Source organism: Legionella sp. PC997 (assembly GCF_014109825.1).
Lineage (GTDB): Bacteria > Pseudomonadota > Gammaproteobacteria > Legionellales > Legionellaceae > Legionella.
On record NZ_CP059576.1, the window covers coordinates 782848 to 803109 of the forward strand.

Below are 20262 nucleotides of genomic sequence, written 5' to 3' on the forward strand. Positions count from 1 at the left end.
ATATGGACATTACTCCTTTTTTTAAATTGATGGTTGATCGCGGTGCTTCAGACTTATTTTTCAGTGTAGGGGCGCCACCTAATATTAAAATTGAAGGGGTAATTTCTCCTGTAGGCCAAGTACCACTCAAATCCCAACAAATGGCTGAAATCGCATTATCGTTGATGAGCGATGATCAGCGTAAAGAATTCGAGTCTACTTTAGAACTGAATATGGCACTCTCCATTGCCTCGGTCGGGCGTTTCAGAATTAATATGTTTCGCCAGCGTGGAGACATCTCGATGGTGGTGCGTTATATTAAGAATAAGATTCCTTCACTGGAACAATTAAATTTACCTCTGATTTTAAAATCGATTGTTATGGAGTTACGCGGACTGGTTTTAGTGGTAGGTGCTACCGGTTCGGGTAAGTCAACCACCTTGGCATCAATGATTGATTATCGCAATGAAAATCAAAGTGGGCATATTTTAACCATTGAAGACCCAATCGAATTTATTCATCAACATAAAAAATCAATAGTCGATCAACGTGAAGTAGGTATTGATACGATGAGTTATGATAATGCGTTAGTCAATGCAATGCGTGAAGCCCCGGATGTGATTTTAATTGGTGAGATTCGTGAGCGCAATGCTATGAAGCATGCTATTGCTTATGCAGAAACAGGACATTTATGTATTTCGACACTTCATGCCAATAATGCAAACCAGGCTATGGATCGAATTGTCAATTTTTTCCCCGAAGACGCCCGAAAACAGGTATTGATGGATTTGTCACTTAACTTACGGTCTATTATTTCCATGCGCCTTATTCCTGGTGTGAATAATCAGCGCATGGCCGCTGTAGAATTATTATTAAATACACCTTATGTTTCTGATTTGATCGAGAAAGGAAAAATTGATGATATTAAAGAGGCAATGGAACGCAGCACCGAACAGGGCATGCAGACATTCGATCAGGCTCTATTAAAATTGTACCGCAGCGGAGCCATTTCCCAAGAAAATGCAATTAAGTATGCTGATTCCAAAAATAATGTGGGTTTGCAAATCCGTTTAAACAGCAGCGGAGATTTTGATTCTCAAAATGATACTTTAACCATTGATGAGAATTGATTTTTTTGTTCTTTATGTTAAAATTTAGCGCAACTTGATTCCAATTTATGGTTCATGGCTGCATTTTTTCAGATTAGAGATATTACTTTAGGACCGGCGTCACACGCATCGGGTCATGAGGCCTATCTTAAAGCGGTATATACTCCTCCGGGTAAGGAAATATCTCCTTACCGAATCATTTATAAAAAGAATAAATACGGACAATCTGGATTTTCTCGTTTTGAAGTGATGTTTAGCCAATTGGCTCGCCTGTTTTTATTGTCAAATCTAACTCCACCCAACAACCTGGTGGTCGATGATGACCAAAACATTCTTGGTTTGGCGGTTCAGCATCTTTGCTATGTTATAGCAAATAGGGAGGGGTTCGAGCATGATTTTTATACGTTAAATGATCCGAATACAGGTTGTGCCTCCACTCCTATAAGTCTTAATGATCCTACTCAAATACCTATTTATTTTCTGGATAAGTTGCCGCAGGGTTTTTTTGCGCGCTTAGTTGAAGCGGAGATTGAAAAAAAATTAACCATTGATTATGACTCTTTAGCCAGCATCCTTTCGACTTCTTATACTTTGGAAGAAGATGATCTGCATAAAGGGAATTATGGATTTTATCTGGTAGAGCGCCATGGCAAACCTAGAGCAGTGTTCTTTAAAATTGATCATGATTTGATGTTTGTAGACAGCATCATGAGCTTTCAAACTCGCCGGCCGTTCCATTTAATACATGGGGCTCATGCGTTTGACATTATGGTCCAGGATCTTAAATCACTAACGTGTTTAACCTATTCTTCTAATTCCTATTGGCCAACCAAATTTAGCTATATTGCTAATCCCTTTGACAATAAGGAATATCATAATTATGCCGATATTAAAGCTTTTTCTTTATTAAGTAATAATCCTAAGTTCATTAAAGCAAAATGGAAATCATTTTATAAACATATTTTAATACCCCATGAGCTTATTGAGCAGACCCTTCAAGATTGTGCAGAGATGGATAATGCTGCCGATCGGGCAGAAGTTGCATTGATGACTCAAACTACCATAGCAAGGCTTTCCCGTTTGCGAGCTGCATTATTCTCGGTAAAAGAGTTTCGAGATTATGTGGGAAATTTGGATAGTAAAAATACCCATGACTTATTGAAAGAAATTATTCCCCCCCATCTAATAACGGCGGCTCTTGTTGAAAAAGTTCGTACATCCTTTAAACGTTATAAGAGTTTATGCCTTAAAGGGGGTGGATTTGAAAAAGGGGATACGCCGTTACATACCGCAATTAAACTGGGTGAATATCGGTATGAAGAAACTTTAAGTATGTTTGGCCAGTTCATTAATGTAAAAAATAAAGCCGGTAAAACTCCTTTAGATTGTATAGCAGAACGAGTTCAAGCTGGATTAAATGAAGAGAAGGATGTAACAAAAAATGGAATGCTAATCCTCAAAAATTTAATTGAAAATGGGGCCCATATGACCGAAAAATTTAGAGCCTCCGATCTTATGTCTTTAGTGAAAGCCTATACGTTTAAAAATCCTTATTTGGATAAAATCAAACCGAACATAAGTTATCCCGCGCTAAAATTGATTTTAAGAGATATAGGTGAAGATCATCATTTTTGTCTAAAATTTCAAAAGAATTTAGCCTTAGAATGTATTAAACGCTTTATTGAAGTGAATCAGAATCGGCCTAATTTTGAGAATACGCTGCATCATTTAAGATATGACATAAATGGTAGCTCATCTGAGGAAGAATCGGCAGGAGTAAAATACATACGTCAGCTCCGCAGTAAGTTATGGATTATACGCCAGCTACGTGGATTATACGGTTGGAGTTCTACACAATGGGAAATCAATATCTTGATTAATCGAGCTTTAGAGCGCAATCAATCCAAAGACTCCAATCTTTTTTCATTCTTTTCTTGTGGTCAGAAAAAAGAAGCTGTTTTGGAATATGAGTTGCAAGAATCCTATTGTGCGACATAACCCAGCTTGATAATGACAAAAATGACCAACTTAATCCCTCAAATGCTCGCGACGATTAAAGATTAATGCGTTTGCATTTCTCCAAGGTGGAATGGGTAGTCATGTCGGCAACGGGCATACGCAGCGCCAATTTTAGTAGGATCCGGATAAAACGCATAATGAGTTGCTTTATAAGCACAACAGGGAACGGCACTCACAAAACAGCCCCTTTTAGCGTTCCAGCGATAATGGCCATCTTCTGCAAGTTGTAGTGTTTTGCCATCAAAACAAACATAGCGGGGGTGCGAAGGAATCTCGCCAATGACACAACCTTGAGCATAAGCAAAATTAATTAATGTTAACAAAAGTCCTAGAAGTATAATTTTCATTATTTTAATCCCTTTTATCTTACATACTAATGTTATACGTTAGTTCATCCTATAGTGATCCTTCAAGCAAGATAAATTATTTATTATTTAATGCGATACTTAAGGATAATTTAATTATTTTATCCTAAAATATACAGATAATGGTTTGAATGGTTTTACTATGCCCGCAAAGAATAAATCTCTTTTAAGTGCAATATACAATTCTGCGTTGTTATCAAAAGGAGATACAGCACGCCAAGCACTGGATGAATTAATCTCAGTTGATTTAAGTAATTCAGAGAGTCTACGTAAAGCAGTGACAAAACACCGGGCTTTATGGGGAGGCGAGTTTAATATAAGGCCGGATGGAATTTTAAACTGGGAGTCTACAGTTCCAAGATTTTTGGGAGGAGTCGATCCGGATGATTATCTAAATGATGACTCTTTTTTAAATTCAACGGATGCGGAGGATAATTTTGAAAAAATCAAACAAGCCGCTACAGAACAGCGAATCCAGTTTGGTTTGAATGCAGTAACAGATAAAGAAGTTTTAATTAATATTTTAAAATATAATGCGGATGAGTGCAGGGCTTATTTGAAGAAAAAAATAGTACCTGATATGCCTGAGCCTCAAGGATGGAAGGCAACAGTTCCTCATGCTACACCAGGACATCCTGGCACCAATGATTCTACTAGTATCCTAACTAATGAAGCTGTGACGCGAATTCAACAGCAGGCAGCGAAACAATTATTATTTCAATTAATCGCCAAACCCGATCTGCGTAATCCCAAATTACTCGATGATTTAATTAGTGCCAAAAATAACTCAGCCCAACTTAAATTAGCTGCACAGGCACTGGGCTTTCCAGCGGAGGGTTTGGCTTCTTTAGATCAAGTATTTCCAGATGCGATTTTTGAAAAAGCTAAAGAACGTAGTGATGAATTAAAAAAGATTGCTGCATTGGAAGAATTCAATCGAATTCTCAACACACTTGATTACACATGGCTCTCAACTAAAACCCCCATATTAGGAATTGCGAGTCCGGAAGGGTTCCTTGATACCTTACTCAATCAGTCAGAATTCGCTGCTGTAAAAGATACACTTAAAGAAGATAAGACTGTATTAGGTGCAAAAGTTCAACAACAACTGTGTGAACGATATTTGCAAGATAAGTTATTAAAAGATGGTATTAATCTAGGAGATCGTAGTACAAAAGCAGTTCCAATTTGTAATGCCCAGAATGAAGTCGATTTAAAAGCCGCATTAAAAAATGGAATTGCTGGACATGATGCGATTATCGATAAAGCGGTTGGAGCGAATAATCTGGATTCGATTAAGGTATCTATGTTAAAGGGATTATTGTCAAAAATTCCTTCTAATTCCCATAACATATCTTATATGCAAAATCTTGATCGGGCCAGCGCAAAAAATTTACCAAAATTGTTGGCAAGATTTATAGAAGGTACTGATACTTTTTCATTAGCTTTTCTTAAGCCTGAACATCTAAATGATATAAAGGGTGTCATTCGTGATCGACTTAAAGTGTTTGCTCGCGATAAGCGTATAGAGGATTTTAAGAACTTGATAGATAGATTTCAATCAAGTTATGGTCGAGAAGCCCATGCAGCATTAATTGATTTGTTTCGCCAATTGCCGGATGAAAAACAAAAAGAAATCACTTCAACAGAAAAGCTTAATGACCTAAATCTTGTACTTAATGCGCAAACTCCGGAACAGATTCAATTTTTTTGGGGAAAGGTTGATTCCAAAGGTCAGCCTCTGAATGTTGGCGCACTGGTTTCAGAAAATAAAAGGAATGCAGTTTTCAAGGAGATTCATAATCCGATTATCGCCAAGTCATTGGTCAGCCTAGGTATCCCTATCGATATTGGAGCAATAAATCAAGCTCTATATGATCATAGAGCGCTTGATTTCTCTGGTCTAAATGATTATCAAACATTGGTTGAAGCACTTTGGGTCGCAAGTGGAAGTCCTGTCGATAAAGACAAATTTTATCAAGCGTTTGATTTAACAGCTGCTAATTCTAATGTTTTGGTGTCTCCACATAAAGTAGCCGCTAAAATTCAAGCACATCATAAGAATAATGTTATTGTTTATGAGCGACTAGAAGAACCTAAATTATTGCCTGCTGGAAAAAGGCTTGATGAAATATTTCTAAAAGTAGGCAGGCCTGTTTCCTGGAATTCGGCAGATGATATCAAAAGAGCAGAACACCTTTTTGTGGAAAGCAAAAATGTTCATGAGTTTCTTGATAAGTTGCTTCCGGAGTCGGATGATAAACCACTAAACGCGAAGGATAAAGCACTGAAGGAGTCCTTAAGCAGAGCGCTTACCCCAACGATATTCAGGGAAATAAAGGCTGAAAAAAGAAAGAGTCTATTTGATAAAGATAACGATACAAATAAACAAAAAATTATTACTGAAGTAAATCAGGAGCTCACCGAGCTACAAAAATATAAACAATCTATTCAAGGGCATAAGGCCAAATTAGAAAAAATTCCTGACAATAAGGTACTGCAAGCAAGTTTATATAACTTGGCAATAGAAGGTAACACACGGGAAAAAACTCAGGCAATGAAGAAGACATATAATGAATTGTCTGAACAATGCGATGAGATTCTAGAACATTTACACAGTAACTTACGCGATTTGGATGCATGTCTTGAAAGTACAAAAGAGCCTCAACCACCGCATGACATTAAAAGTGTGGATGTAAGGCTGCAATTTACAGAGATGCGCGAAAAGTTAGAGGCTGAGAAAAGAAACGTGGTTGAGCAGATAGCTTTTTATCAAAAGGCTAAAGCTAAAATTTCGGGTGAAAAAGGTTTGTTATCAACAATCGATGAGTTTTCCAGCGGTAAAAGTAGATTACAGCATAGTTCATTGAATGTAACTTATAAAACCATCGAAAAAGATAAAGTAGCAACTTTAGATACGCAATTAAATCCAGCTGCAGCTACATCGAGAGGAACAACTTTAAGTACCAATAGAGAGCCGAATTTTTCAATAGAAGAAATCCCTCCAGAGGGCAAAGTTTTATGCGCTGACATGGTTCATTATAAGCCTGACCCAAGTGATCCGGCCAAAAAAATCGAGGCCGATAAAGGACGTTTTACTGTGGATTTTCATCCTGAAGGGAAAATTGCTCCCGGAGTCTTGCAGGGATCGGAAGTTTATAAACGTCACCCGCAGGAATTAAAGATAATGTATTTATCTAAAGATCCAAATTACAAAGCAAAAGATGCGATAGAAGCAGCCATGAATATACTAGAACGTTGGGATGGTAGAACGCCTATTCGATTGAAGGGAATTAAAGGAAAAGAAGATGAGTTACAATTTTTATGGACTGCGTTAGTTGTTCTTGGTGAACACCATCCTAACTTTTCTGCAAGCAAATTAGAAATTTCACCACGAAATTCAGCTGCATGGAGTCCAATCCATGAGAAAAATTGGAGAGGTTTCACTAACGAATCCGTCTATGAGACCGTATTTAAAGGTACGGCTAAAAGCCATATTGCAGAACAAGTCGCAGATTTTAAGGATCTTATGGATAAAAGAAAAAGAGAAGAATTGGATTCCGGAATGAATAAAACAGTTGCAGATTATAAAGAAAATTTGGGTGGAATTAAAACACCCACTGACAAAAATAAAAAAATAGAGGGACCAGTCAGTTCTCAAGGTGCTAATCGTATTAAAAGTTAGCAATGAGATTAAGTGTAATGGAAACAAATTTTATAACGATCTGAAGTTAATGAATAATGCCCTAGGCCATTATTATAGTATAGGTACAGCGACACTTTGTATGTAGGAGAAAAAATATGGCAGGTAGATATCGTCAGAAGTATATAAATCTGGTTAATCAGTGTAAAAACCCTAATGACCTTCAGCCAATTATTGACGCCAAAGGGGGGTGGGGTACTGCCGAGTGCACCATGATTCGTCAGCGATTAAGCGAATTTGCAACACGACAACCATTGCCATTAGGCACAAACTTTGCCAACGACTACGACCTCAACACATTTTTTACAGTCGGTACAGCATATGGAAGCCATAAAGAACTTGATGATACAGATGTCAAAGATTTACAAACTTTAGCCATTGCAAAAAAAGCCTCGCTGCTTAAAGAACGAGCTCTTACCCAAACAATAACAGGGTTAACGCTTACGGATGTTACTACTAATACGGCGGGCTACGTGTCCCTCAATGCTTATGCCCCCCCTGGTTTAGCTGCTACTCCTGCTGCCAAGCTTTTGGCTCTGGGAACGGCTGGGTTCGATACAACCAACCTAAGGGAAGAAGACGCCGTTAGATTAGACGCCTTAGTGATTGCAAAAAAAGCCTCGCTGCTTAAAGAACAAGCGCTTACCCAAACAATAACAGGGTTAACGCTTACGGATGTTACTACTAATACGGCGGACTACCAGCACCTCCATGCTTATGCAACCCCTCTTTCAGGTACTGCTGCTGACAAGCTTTTGGCTCTGGGAACGGCTGGGTTTGATACAGCCAGCCTAAGGGAAGAAGACGCCGTTAGATTAGACGCCTTAGTGATTGCAAAAAAAGCCTCGCTGCTTAAAGAACAAGCGCTTACCCAAACAATAACAGGGTTAACGCTTACGGATGTTACTACTAATACGGCGAACTACCAGCACCTCAATGCTTATGTAACCCCTGGTTCAGGTACTGCTGCTGACAAGCTTTTGGCTCTGGGAACGGCTGGGTTCGATACAACCAACCTAAGGAAAGAAGACGCCGTTAGATTAGACGCCTTAGTGATTGCAAAAAAAGCCTCGCTGCTTAAAGAACGAGCTCTTACCCAAACAATAACAGGGTTAACGCTTACGGATGTTACTACTAATACGGCGAACTACCAGCACCTCCATGCTTATGCAACCCCTCTTTCAGGTACTGCTGCTGACAAGCTTTTGGCTCTGGGAACGGCTGGGTTTGATACAGCCAGCCTAAGGGAAGAAGACGCCGTTAGATTAGACGCCTTAGTGATTGCAAAAAAAGCCTCGCTGCTTAAAGAACAAGCGCTTACCCAAACAATAACAGGGTTAACGCTTACGGATGTTACTACTAATACGGCGGGCTACGTGTCCCTCAATGCTTATGCCCCCCCTGGTTTAGCTGCTACTCCTGCTGCCAAGCTTTTGGCTCTGGGAACGGCTGGGTTCGATACAACCAACCTAAGGGAAGAAGACGCCGTTAGATTAGACGCCTTAGTGATTGCAAAAAAAGCCTCGCTGCTTAAAGAACGAGCTCTTACCCAAACAATAACAGGGTTAACGCTTACGGATGTTACTACTAATACGGCGGACTACCAGCACCTCCATGCTTATGCAACCCCTCTTTCAGGTACTGCTGCTGACAAGCTTTTGGCTCTGGGAACGGCTGGGTTTGATACAGCCAGCCTAAGGGAAGAAGACGCCGTTAGATTAGACGCCTTAGTGATTGCAAAAAAAGCCTCGCTGCTTAAAGAACAAGCGCTTACCCAAACAATAACAGGGTTAACGCTTACGGATGTTACTACTAATACGGCGGACTACCAGCACCTCCATGCTTATGCAACCCCTCTTTCAGGTACTGCTGCTGACAAGCTTTTGGCTCTGGGAACGGCTGGGTTTGATACAGCCAGCCTAAGGGAAGAAGACGCCGTTAGATTAGACGCCTTAGTGATTGCAAAAAAAGCCTCGCTGCTTAAAGAACAAGCGCTTACCCAAACAATAACAGGGTTAACGCTTACGGATGTTACTACTAATACGGCGAACTACCAGCACCTCAATGCTTATGCAACCCCTGGTTCAGGTACTGCTGCTGACAAGCTTTTGGCTCTGGGAACGGCTGGGTTCGATACAACCAACCTAAGGAAAGAAGACGCCGTTAGATTAGACGCCTTAGTGATTGCAAAAAAAACCTCACTTACCAATGCCAAAACGATTACCGATGCCATTAACACCAATTTAACAATGAGCAACGATAAAGTTGTAAATGCAAATATCCTGAAAGTTCTGAGAGGTATTGCTACAGCGCCTATGGATACTGTCAGAACGAAGTTAAATTCAGCTAGGGTTATACTTGGAAATGTTGATTTAAGTGCTGCATTGACTACTGAAGACTTGTTATCAGATGCCGATGCACGAGATATAAAAAAACGAGCTAAAGAAAAGTATCATTTTTTTATGATTTCAGAGGCCATTAAAAAAATTGATCAGCCTCAACTCTTGGCGCGCATTGCTGCAGCGGGAGATGAAGATCAGATACTTGCTGAAGTAAATAGACAACGAACCAGTTGGCGTGTTAATCAAGATTTTGTAAGAAATGATCTATCAGATAGAGATTGGCAGGAAATAAAGAGACAAGCTGGATTAAAACTTGCCGCCATTAATACAAAACCAAATATGGCAGATTCTTTTTGGCAAACAGGAAAAGATCCTCGTCTCCAACATTTTACTGATAAATTAGTAACAAATGACGGGACCGTATCTAATCCTACTGCTTCAACTGTGGCTCCAAGTACGGGTGCTGTGGGTATCAGTGCTGCAAATCCTATTGAAACTCGTTATCAAGGGGTAAAATTACAGCAAGGAGATAAAATTGAATCAGTTGCCAACTTTCCACAAAAAGCGAGAGGCCAAAATGCTGCACAAGCTACAGCTACAGGAAAGTTAGTTCAGGATCATACTGGTAAAGTAACCGATATAACAGATGCTGTTGAACGAGATAAAATGACGGAACAAGAAAAATCTCAGATGGCAATTAAACAAGCTAAAATGCTCATAACCAATATGAAAGGAACGGGTGAACAAACTATCTTTATTACCGGTGACGATGAGCATCATGCAGATAGAGTTTATGCCGCGCTTCTTTTAATGAAAAACGATTTAAAATTTAAAATAGAATCCCATGTTCCGGGCTGTGAAGGTCCACGTAAGAGAGCGGGATTAGAGTTGCAATCAACTGTTGATGATAAATTTATCAAGGATAAGTTGAGGGGCTACAATGAGAAGGCGCTGGAAGGTTTTAAAACAGAGGCTAAGGATTTCATTACTAATACAAGAAAGTCACGAGAACAAATGTCTCTTATGAGAGATGGGCAAGCTGGGAGCTCGAAAGATGGTTTGAAGGTCGACGAACACCTAGCTGCTTCTGGAAAAAAAATATAATTAGATCTCGATGCTTGATAGTATATTAGAGACCTGGGAAAGGCTCTACACGAGAATTAAATAAACCTATTAACTTATGGTATAGAATTTTACGAAATAAAATTCATACAGGGGGTTATACAATTGAATTCAAACCAACTGGCGATTGGTGTATTTGACTCAGGGATGGGCGGCTTAACGGTTTTACGTGCATTGCGGGAGAGCTTACCGCAAGAATCGTTTATCTATTTGGGGGATACAGCTCGACTTCCTTATGGGACTAAAAGTCCAGATACGGTAAAACAATATGCCATGCAAATGGCAAAATTGTTGGTAGAGCGGCGGATTAAGGCTTTGGTAATTGCTTGTAATACCGCTACTACAGCCGCCTTACCGTATTTACAGGAAATGTTACCCGGTATGCCGGTGCTTGGTGTGGTTGCACCCGGTGCCGCGGCAGCCGTTTCGGCAACTGAAAACAAACGCATAATTGTTTTAGCTACCGAAACAACGATTGCCTCCAATGCATACCAACAATTAATCACGCAACACTTACCCCAAGCAATCATTAATACGCGCGCATGCAGTGTTTTAGTTGCCTTAGCAGAAGAAGGGATGGTCAACAATCAAGTAGCCCGCGAAGCGTTAAAACATTACCTGGATGGTTTTACCAATGAAGATACAGTGCTCCTGGGATGTACCCATTTTCCTGTTTTTAAGACTTTGTTGAGCGACTTGTTACCTAAAGGAGTCACTATAGTCGATTCAGCTCATGCCACTTCCCAGGCCCTGTATCAATTGCTTGAAAAGCAGGACTTGTTGAGTGATGCTCCTTCTTTGGGACGTTCGGTAAGTTATTTAGTAACCGACTCAATCAAGCGTTTTCAGATTGTTGGCGAAATATTTTTGGGCGATCGCTTGTCCTCTGAGGATATCGAGCTAGTGGATGTTAAAGGCTAAACGTAATTTCACTGTACATTTTGGCAACGCTGCATACTATTTAAAAAATTTCGTCCCCGCTTTCGCGGGAATGACATAGTCGGCGATGTCGTCGCTCCAAATTTATTCTTCCTTGGGTGGCCGACTCATTAGATTTTGGACCACTTGTTTTGGACTAATTTTTCCTTGTAGCAGTGCATTAATTTGTTCACAGATGGGCATTTCTACCTGCTGTTGTTTGGCGAGGAAGCATACTTGCGAAGCGTTATATTTCCCTTCTACGACTTGGCCAATTTGCTGTTCTGCATCGTTGATGCTGATATTTTGTCCTAAAAGTAAGCCGAAGCGGCGGTTTCGGGACTGATCATCGGTACAAGTTAAAACTAAGTCGCCGACACCGGCTAGACCAAGAAAAGTTTCTGCTCGTGCTCCCAAAGCTAATCCTAGGCGCTCCATTTCGGCCAGTCCGCGGGTAATTAATGCGGCTTTTGCATTCGCACCATATCCTAAGCCGTCACTGATCCCACAGCCAATGGCCAAGACATTTTTAATAGCACCACAAATTTGCACGCCGATGAGATCGTCGCTCAAGTACACACGGAGGTTATCATGATGAAGTAACGCACGCACCTCTTTTTGATATTGCGCATTATTGGAAGCTAAAGTCACTGCAGTGGGCAGGAAGTGAGCTACTTCTTTGGCAAATGATGGACCTGAAATAATTGCCTTAGGAAAAGTAGGACCAAAAGCTTGACTCACTAAATCACTTAATAATTGATGGCTTTGTGGATCAATACCCTTAGTCAGCCAAGCAAGTCCTTGAGGTGGTTTTTTTATTTTGCTGATAATTTCTCCAAAAGCATGGGAAGGAACAGCAATAATAACGAAATTGGCTTCGTTCATGCACTGATCAAAATCAGTTGAAGGTTCTAAAGTTTTAGGGAAACCAATATCAGGTAAATAGCGTGAGTTTGTTTTTTTCTCAGTCATAAGAGCAATTTGCTGCGGATCATGTCCCCACAACAAAACACGATGTCCCACTTTGGCTAGGTGAATTGCCACCGCAGTTCCCCAAGAGCCAGCACCTAATATGGCAATGTTTTTTTGGTTCATTTTATGCTCTTAAAAAGGAGTGTATTGGTTAGCGAGATAAGCGTAGTATCTGAGTTGAAAAAATAGAATTCTTATTCCCACTCCCGGGTTAGGGCTTTGCCTAAACCCGGGCAAACAATACTTTAGTTCATACTTAGTATTTTTAAGCTTGGCCTTCTTTTTGTTTTTCTGCAACTTGTTGCATGTATAACGCATCAAAATTAATAGGTGCCAATACCAGTTGAGGGAAACTGCCACGAATTACCTGTGAGGTAATTGCTTCACGGGCATATGGGAATAAAATATTGGGGCAGAAGCTGTTTAATATATGATCCAGTTGATTGGCTGGAGCACCCTGAATGGTGAAAATACCTGCTTGTTTTACTTCTACAAGAAATGCAGTTGCTTTTTGGTTGCTTACGGTGGCAGTTACTGTTAATACTACTTCATAAACACCTTCTTCCAGTTTGGTGTTGGAAGTATTGAGTTCGAGGTTTAACTCAGGTTCCCATTGTTGTTGAAACACAGCAGGTGTATTCGGCGTTTCATAAGATAAATCTTTAATATAAATCCTTTGAATCATGAATTGGGTTTCATTTTGGTTTTGCGCTGGGTTTGCTTGTTCGCTCATGATATTGCTATCCTCTTAGTAATTGATCGAGTGTTCCCTGGGCATCCAGGGCATATAAATCATCGCAGCCACCGACATGTTGGCCATTAATAAAAATTTGCGGTACGGTATGTCTTCCGCTTTTAGCTATCATTTCCTGACGTAATTCGGGCTGTAAATCAATGCGAAGGTCAGTAAATGAAGTACCTTTATGGTGTAATAATTCTCTGGCTTTGACACAGTAGGGGCAATAACCCGTACTGTACATAATTATTTCTGCCATAATCTATTTTCCTTTAACCAAGGGTAATTCTGCATTTTGCCAGGCAGTAATTCCGCCGCTAAGTACATGCGGTTGGTACCCTTGGGCGCGAATTTTGTTGGCTAGAGTTTGGGCTTCCATTGCTCGTGTAGCAATTAGGATAAGGGGGGTATTTTTATATTTATCCATTTTCTGTTGTTCAAAATCCTCGTTTTTGGCATTGATCGCATCAATAATATGTCCTTGTTTAAAGGCATCTTTGTCACGCAAATCGATGACTACAGCATTCTCATTATTGATCAAATCAACAGCTGCCTGAGGAGTCAGTTCTTTTGCTTTCTTTTTCTGTGTAAACAACTCATTGATGAATATAAGTAATAAAACCACAATAAGGGCAAGCCATAACTGCCAATGATTTATGATAAATTGACCTAAATGTTCCATGTTCTCTCTTGATATTTTATTTATGTAGCGAATTATCCTCAGAATAGGGCATGAACGCAAGTAAACGAACTATATAAAAATAGCATTGGTTGAGCACAACCAAACTCGGGTTAAGGGATGGTGCCAACCAGGGTGTGGTTAGCGCTGTTTTTTAAGCAGTACATAGACTGCACCGTTCCCACCATCCTTTGGTAAGGCGCTATGGAAAGCTAAAACTTCCTCGAATTGAGGCAACCAACGGTTCAGTAAATTTTTAATTACGGGTGGTGCACCGAGATGGCCTCCTTTGCCGTGAATTATTAATAGACATCGTTTACCCTGTTCGGCCTGGGTTTGAATAAACTGGCACAAGATGTCCTTCGCTTTTTCGCCTTTTAAACCATGTAAATCCAACCGTGCTTCCCAGAGAATTTGTCCATTTCTTAATGCTTTTAATCGCTGGTGGGAAATACTTGGATGTGAATAGGAAAGGGTGGTTTCAGAAAGTACCGTGTCCACAATCATATCGGACAAGTAATATTCTTTTATTACGGGTGTGACTGACAATTTGCTCTTTTTGATGGGAATTGAAGGCTTAGGTTCAGAAGTTTTTACCCGCTGGGTTTTTTCATTTAATGGTTTTACCGAGCTCATGTGTTCACGGAACAGGGCTTTGTCTTCATCGGATAAAAAATCATCAGCCATTTTTTACTAGAAATGATTAAGTGATAAAAGAAGTATAACTCAGGTAGAGGGCGATTGTACCTTGGATTTGAATGCGGTAGATGTAAGTGGGGTCTAACTTCTACTATTTAAATTAAACTGTGTGGCCCTGAGGCTACATTTGTTGTTTAACATAGGGTACAATTTGTACTTTTTCTGGATGAGAATCGTAATCCCATGAGCAATTATATACTTAAAGAAACGGAAGAATTAGACACCATTTTGGATTTTTTACGTTTTAGTGTGTCCTGCGCAATGAATGCGAATTTGTATTATGGTCACGGCACGGATAATGCTTGGGATGATATGCATTCCTTGATTTTGAGAAGTTTATTTTTGCCCTACGATTTAGAATCAAATTGGCTTAATGCACGCTTAACTACTAGTGAGAAAAAACATTTACATCAGCAATTGGAAAAACGGATTAATCAACGAGTACCCGTCCCGTATTTAATCAAAGAAGCTTATTTTTGTGATATTCCATTTTATGTGGATGAACGGGTTCTCATTCCTCGCTCTCCCATAGCAGAACTGATCAAAAATGAATTTTCTCCCTGGGTCAATGCAGAGAAAGTACATCGTATTTTAGATTTATGTACTGGCAGCGGATGTATTGCGATTGCCTGTTGCTATGCTTTTCCGGAAGCTCAAGTCGATGCAGTGGATATTTCTAGTGAAGCACTGGCTGTTGCTGCAATCAATCGTGAACAACTCGGTGTCGAAGAGCAACTTAATTTAATTGAATCAGATTGTTTCTCGAAAGTGCCCAAGGTAGGCTATGATTTAATAGTAAGTAATCCTCCATATGTAGGTAAGGAAGAGATGCAAACCTTACCTGACGAATTCCGTCATGAGCCTGTGTTGGCTTTGGAAACGAGTAATAATGGATTGGCCATTGTCGAAACAATTCTTAATAACGCTTATGATTATTTAAATGAAGAAGGTGTTCTGATTGTTGAGGTTGGGAATAGTGAAGCAGCTTTATGTGAGGCCTATCCTCAGGTTCCTTTCACTTGGCTGGAAATGAGTCATGGGGGACAGGGGATATTTTTGTTAACGAAGCAGCAACTAAAAGAGTACTTTAATGTCCGGTAATACCTTTGGCACTTTATTTACAGTAACAACTTTTGGTGAAAGCCATGGTCCGGCTATTGGCTGTGTGGTTGATGGTTGCCCGCCAGGATTACTGTTAAAAGAAGAAGACATCCAGCCTTTTCTGGACAAACGCAAACCGGGGCAATCCAAATTTACAACACAACGCCGAGAAGAGGATAAAGTACAGATCCTTTCTGGTGTTTTTGAGGGTAAAACTACAGGCGCTCCTATAGCTTTATTGATTCACAATACAGACCAACGTTCTCGGGATTATGAAGAAATTAAAAATTTATTTCGTCCTGGGCATGCAGATTTTACTTATCATCATAAATACGGCCATCGGGATTATCGTGGTGGTGGGCGCTCTTCAGCACGAGAGACTGCAGCACGTGTGGCGGCCGGAGCTATTGCACGCTTGTATCTGCAGCATCATTTAAACCTGGAAATTGTGGGTTATTTGCAACAAATGGGTGATCTGGTTTTGCACTTTGCAGATGAATCAGAGATTTATAATAATTCTTTTTTCTGCCCTAATAATACGCAGATTCAGGAACTTGCTCATGCGATCGAGCAATTAAGACGCCAAGGGGATTCAGTAGGCGCTCGCGTCAAGGTACTTGCTAAAAATGTACCTGTAGGACTGGGAGATCCTGTATTCGATAAACTCGATGCCACACTAGCTTATGCTATGATGTCTATTAATGCAGTTAAAGGTGTTGAAGTGGGTGCAGGTTTTGCAGCCGTGAATCAGTTAGGTTCTGTGCATCGCGATCAAATGTCTCACCAGGGTTTTCTTAGCAATCATGCGGGAGGAATTCTAGGAGGGATTTCTACGGGACAAAATATAGAAGTTAGTATTGCGCTAAAGCCTACTTCAAGTATTACAACTCCGGGAAAGACACTCAATGTTTTTGGCGAGGAAGTAACCGTAGTGACTAAAGGGCGGCATGACCCTTGCGTGGGAATTAGAGCGGTGCCTATCGCTGAAGCAATGATGGCTTTAGTTTTAATGGATCATTATTTGAGACATAAGGCATTGATTTCTAATTCATAATTGGAAAATGTCCAGAATTCTCACCCTTCAATGGAGAGGGGATATACCCCCTTTTTTTACTTGGGAAAGAAAGTGCCCGTAAGGGCTCATAAGCATATAGAAGAGGTCATAAATGAGCAGAGAATTAAATGTAGCCATAGTTGGGGCCACAGGTGCAGTTGGCGAAACTTTTCTAACCGTATTGGAAGAACGAAAATTTCCAATAAAGACGCTCTATCCTTTAGCTAGTTCTCGTTCCGTTGGTAAAACAATAACATTTAAAAACAAACAATTGGATGTTTTGGACCTCGCTGAGTTTGATTTTAGCAAAGCGGATATCGCCTTATTTTCGGCAGGTGGGTCGGTTTCTAAAGAATATGCGCCTAAGGCGGCTGCAAGTGGCTGTGTGGTTGTTGATAATAGCTCTTGTTTTCGTTACGAAGATGATATTCCTTTAGTAGTTCCCGAAGTTAATGCACATCGTATTGCTGAATATAAAAACAGAGGGATTATTGCCAATCCGAATTGTTCTACCATTCAAATGGTTGTGGCCCTGAAGCCTTTGTATGATGCTGTAGGAATTACCCGCATTAATGTTGCCACCTATCAATCCGTTTCTGGGACCGGCAAGAAAGCGATTAGCGAATTGGTTTCCCAAGTAGGAGACCTTCTGAATGGCAGACCAGCGCAGGTGAACGTTTATCCGCAGCAGATTGCCTTTAATGCCATTCCGCATATTGATCAGTTTGAAGAAAATGGTTATACCCGCGAAGAAATGAAAATGGTGTGGGAAACACGCAAAATTATGGAAGACGACAGTCTGATGGTTAATCCAACCGCAGTGAGAGTTCCTGTTATTTATGGGCATTCAGAGGCCATTCATTTAGAACTAAAAAAACCTTTAACTGCGGAAAAAGCACGGCAAATACTCTCTAAAGCTCCCGGTATTAAAGTGATTGATAATGTAAACAAAACAAGCTATCCGACTGCAATAAAAAATGCGATTGGCAAGGATGATGTATTTGTTGGTCGAATTCGAGAAGATATTTCTCATCCAAATGGATTAAATTTATGGGTTGTTGCAGATAACATTCGTAAAGGTGCTGCGTCTAATGCTGTTCAAATTGCTGAAATTTTGCAACGAGAGTATTTATAGTTTCAATGGTTTTTCGATGCCTTCTCCTCTTGGTGGGGGGGAAGGATCTTCATCATGCCAACATAGTATTTCGATCAAACAGATCGTTAAAAAAATCCTCCTACTTTTTATAACCTAAGTTATACTTTGATTAATACAATTGGATTTTTGAAATATGCTAAATGAATATTATTTAACTGATGATATTGAAGAACCTGTTCTAGCGAGCAGTATTTTATCTTATGCTACTCCTCGTGTTTCGGGCAAACGTTTTAATGAATTAAAAACAGGACAAATAGCCTGGGAAGCAAAACTGGATCTTTCTGATTTATCACCAGAGGGAGCCCGTAACGCTTTGTTGCAGTTTATCCAAAAACAGATAAAGATGCATAAACAATGCATACTTATCACACACGGTACAGCAAGTTCTAGAAATACTCCGCCCGTATTAAAAAATTTAGTTAATCACTGGCTGCCACAAATCAAAGAGGTTACTGCTTTTCACAGCGCTCTTCCGAAAGATGGTGGCATTGGTGCTGTATATGTTTTGCTAAGATCAGCCTTGGATTTGCCCGTACCTACACGCATCGAGAAGAGTACTTCTTTTTTGGTTGCCGAAACCAAGGCAATGGAACGACAGAGGCGTCTGGCTGAACAACAAGGCGAGCGACGGATCGCCTTAGTGAAAGCCCGCGAGCATTCCGATTATGAACCTTCGCCAGGTCCTGAAGGCGAGTTGCAAAATAATATTTTACAACATCCCGCGTTAGACAGTCAGCGTTATGATGGCGTGGACTCTCCTTTAAACCCTGAGCCACCTTTGAATACGGATGCCCGACGTGAGTTTGATAATGAGTTACGCAATCAGGAACAAGAAAAACAACTGCGTTTAGGTAATATGCCCAAATTTAACAATACACCTAAACCTAGAGGTCCTTATTAATGACTATTGCAAGTGACATAATCAGTCGTCGAATGCCTGATTTTGAAGCTTATCTTCGAGCAGGTGAATCGCTGGACGATATCGATGAATATGGTTTTACACCCTTAATTGAGTGTGCTATCACACGTCAAATAGAAATTGCCGAACAATTGATTGCTCGAAAGGTGGATGTCAATAAAGGAGATGTAACCGGACGAACTCCTTTACATTGGGCTGTAGATAATAATGATGTTGCATTGGCACGTTTGCTCTTAGATCATGGCGCAGATCCCAATGCGTATACCCGCAATGGGCTTTCTATATTGGTTTATCCGGTATTACGTAATCAAGACACGCTCAAACATTTACTTTATCAATATGGGGCAAAGCTTGATTTTGCCCTTGATTTTATTAATGGCAAATTGGTTGGGCATCGTTTTGAATTACAAGGTGATGTAGATATAGTTAATGCTAAAGGTGAGTTTATTGAACTTGATTATGAAGGATTCATTCTTGAATTTACCGTTGCCGTGATAAGAGATGCGTTAAGACGCTTTATCAATAGTTATTCAACCCGCCATTTACGTGAGTATTTTCCCTTAGCTTATGTAATCATGGACGCGTTTACGCTTGCAGAAGAACTGTTACAATATCAACACTTACCGTTCCTTAGTGCACAACATATTCAAAGACTCGACGATTTATTAAAAGTCCCTATGTTAATTCTGCCCGCTGCAAGTCGAGGGCATGCAATGGGCTTTATTCGTTTTGGTCAATGGTGGGCTAAAATTGATCGCGGTGAAAACAGTCTCCAGGAAGGAAGTGTTAATATCTATAAAATTACTCGCCCAGAAGCACTAAATGCTCATTTTTTAGAAAATTTTCTTTATAAAAAACAAGCCAGAAATTTTTTCCATCAGAAGATTAACCATCAACTAGGCTTGGTACCGGTAGCAAAGATTCCCATTAGTTCGCAAATTAGCGGCAATTGTTCTTGGGCCAATATACAAGCCATTGTAGCCGTTGCTTATGCCATTCAAGAATTGGAGAAAAACGGGTTTTTAAACTCAGATCCTGCTATGACCTTTTATAATGAATGGGTCGCATGGGATAAGGATCGGGCTATAGATGAATGCATCCAGCGTTTTTATTTGGCCAATCCTGTGCGTAAAGCCAGTATTGCGGCAATGTTAGGGGGTGTTTTATTCCAAGCATTAAATTATGAGAACGAGCGGCATTTAGAGATGGCGGAAAAAATACTTAAAATTCTAACCCTGCCCGATTATGAATATATTTTGAAAAGTTATCTTGAAGAGTACTGCATCAAGCGACTGACTAAAAAAGGCAATAATTTACTCAAAATCCTCGATGATTGCGGCATTAATCCCAATATTGGGGTCAACCCTATTGCTACAGGCTTATGATTCT

The 20262-nt window shown here is 40.1% G+C and carries 16 protein-coding genes; 10 read left to right on the plus strand and 6 right to left on the minus strand.

The genetic code is table 11. The features are described from left to right. Positions 1–2: 2 nt before the first annotated feature. Entirely contained in the window at positions 3–1109 is a 1107-nt protein-coding gene (locus tag HBNCFIEN_RS03240) for a PilT/PilU family type 4a pilus ATPase (RefSeq protein ID WP_182392654.1), read from the plus strand. A gap of 54 nt (positions 1110–1163) precedes the next feature. After that, positions 1164–3086 (plus strand): Dot/Icm T4SS effector AnkK/LegA5, encoded by a 1923-nt coding sequence (gene ankK / locus HBNCFIEN_RS03245; protein ID WP_182392655.1) that lies wholly within the window; start codon positions 1164–1166, stop codon positions 3084–3086. A gap of 62 nt (positions 3087–3148) precedes the next feature. Here the strand turns inward: ankK and HBNCFIEN_RS03250 are convergent, their stop codons facing one another. Beyond that, on the minus strand, positions 3149–3454 hold the full coding sequence (locus HBNCFIEN_RS03250) for a hypothetical protein (protein WP_182392656.1): 306 nt from the start codon (positions 3452–3454) through the stop codon (positions 3149–3151). A 160-nt stretch (positions 3455–3614) separates the two neighbouring features. Between HBNCFIEN_RS03250 and HBNCFIEN_RS03255 the strand changes: the two genes are divergently transcribed. The 3 genes from HBNCFIEN_RS03255 to murI all read left to right on the plus strand — a co-directional run bounded on the left by HBNCFIEN_RS03255 (position 3615) and on the right by murI (position 11560). Further along, complete coding sequence (locus HBNCFIEN_RS03255; protein WP_182392657.1) at positions 3615–7157, plus strand: hypothetical protein; 3543 nt, start codon at positions 3615–3617, stop codon at positions 7155–7157. Between the two features lie 116 nt (positions 7158–7273). Then, complete coding sequence (locus HBNCFIEN_RS03260; protein ID WP_182392658.1) at positions 7274–10621, plus strand: hypothetical protein; 3348 nt, start codon at positions 7274–7276, stop codon at positions 10619–10621. A gap of 123 nt (positions 10622–10744) precedes the next feature. Then, positions 10745–11560 carry a glutamate racemase gene (gene murI / locus HBNCFIEN_RS03265; RefSeq protein WP_182392659.1) on the plus strand — a complete coding sequence of 272 codons (816 nt, stop codon included), beginning with the start codon at positions 10745–10747 and terminating at the stop codon, positions 11558–11560. A 102-nt stretch (positions 11561–11662) separates the two neighbouring features. On the opposite strand, the gene HBNCFIEN_RS03270 is transcribed toward murI, so the two are convergent. The 5 genes from HBNCFIEN_RS03270 to HBNCFIEN_RS03290 form a co-directional block, all read right to left on the minus strand. Then, positions 11663–12652 carry an NAD(P)H-dependent glycerol-3-phosphate dehydrogenase gene (locus HBNCFIEN_RS03270; RefSeq protein WP_182392660.1) on the minus strand — a complete coding sequence of 330 codons (990 nt, stop codon included), beginning with the start codon at positions 12650–12652 and terminating at the stop codon, positions 11663–11665. 142 nt (positions 12653–12794) lie between these two features. Beyond that, the gene (gene secB / locus HBNCFIEN_RS03275) at positions 12795–13262 is read right to left on the minus strand and encodes a protein-export chaperone SecB (RefSeq protein WP_182392661.1); all 468 of its coding nucleotides are present in this window, start codon (positions 13260–13262) and stop codon (positions 12795–12797) included. Between the two features lie 7 nt (positions 13263–13269). Then, positions 13270–13524, minus strand: coding sequence for a glutaredoxin 3 (grxC, locus tag HBNCFIEN_RS03280; protein ID WP_182392662.1), 255 nt, complete (start codon positions 13522–13524; stop codon positions 13270–13272). Between the two features lie 3 nt (positions 13525–13527). After that, the gene (locus tag HBNCFIEN_RS03285) at positions 13528–13947 is read right to left on the minus strand and encodes a rhodanese-like domain-containing protein (RefSeq protein ID WP_182392663.1); all 420 of its coding nucleotides are present in this window, start codon (positions 13945–13947) and stop codon (positions 13528–13530) included. Between the two features lie 138 nt (positions 13948–14085). After that, positions 14086–14631: a Smr/MutS family protein gene (locus HBNCFIEN_RS03290; protein ID WP_182392664.1), complete on the minus strand. Its 546-nt coding sequence runs from the start codon at positions 14629–14631 to the stop codon at positions 14086–14088. Positions 14632–14826: 195 nt separating this feature from the next. Between HBNCFIEN_RS03290 and prmB the strand changes: the two genes are divergently transcribed. The 5 genes from prmB (at position 14827) to ankH (ending at position 20258) form a co-directional block, all read left to right on the plus strand. Continuing rightward, positions 14827–15744: a 50S ribosomal protein L3 N(5)-glutamine methyltransferase gene (prmB, locus tag HBNCFIEN_RS03295; RefSeq protein WP_182392665.1), complete on the plus strand. Its 918-nt coding sequence runs from the start codon at positions 14827–14829 to the stop codon at positions 15742–15744. Further along, positions 15734–16798 carry a chorismate synthase gene (gene aroC, locus HBNCFIEN_RS03300; protein ID WP_182392666.1) on the plus strand — a complete coding sequence of 355 codons (1065 nt, stop codon included), beginning with the start codon at positions 15734–15736 and terminating at the stop codon, positions 16796–16798. Before prmB ends, aroC begins: the two co-directional genes overlap by 11 nt. Positions 16799–16910: 112 nt before the next feature. Further along, positions 16911–17933, plus strand: a complete 1023-nt coding sequence (locus HBNCFIEN_RS03305; protein WP_182392667.1) for an aspartate-semialdehyde dehydrogenase — start codon at positions 16911–16913, stop codon at positions 17931–17933. Between the two features lie 154 nt (positions 17934–18087). After that, positions 18088–18855, plus strand: a complete 768-nt coding sequence (locus tag HBNCFIEN_RS03310) for a Smr/MutS family protein (RefSeq protein WP_182392668.1) — start codon at positions 18088–18090, stop codon at positions 18853–18855. After that, complete coding sequence (gene ankH, locus HBNCFIEN_RS03315; protein WP_182392669.1) at positions 18855–20258, plus strand: Dot/Icm T4SS effector AnkH/LegA3; 1404 nt, start codon at positions 18855–18857, stop codon at positions 20256–20258. The genes HBNCFIEN_RS03310 and ankH overlap by 1 nt, the downstream gene beginning before the upstream one ends. Positions 20259–20262 lie beyond the last annotated feature (4 nt).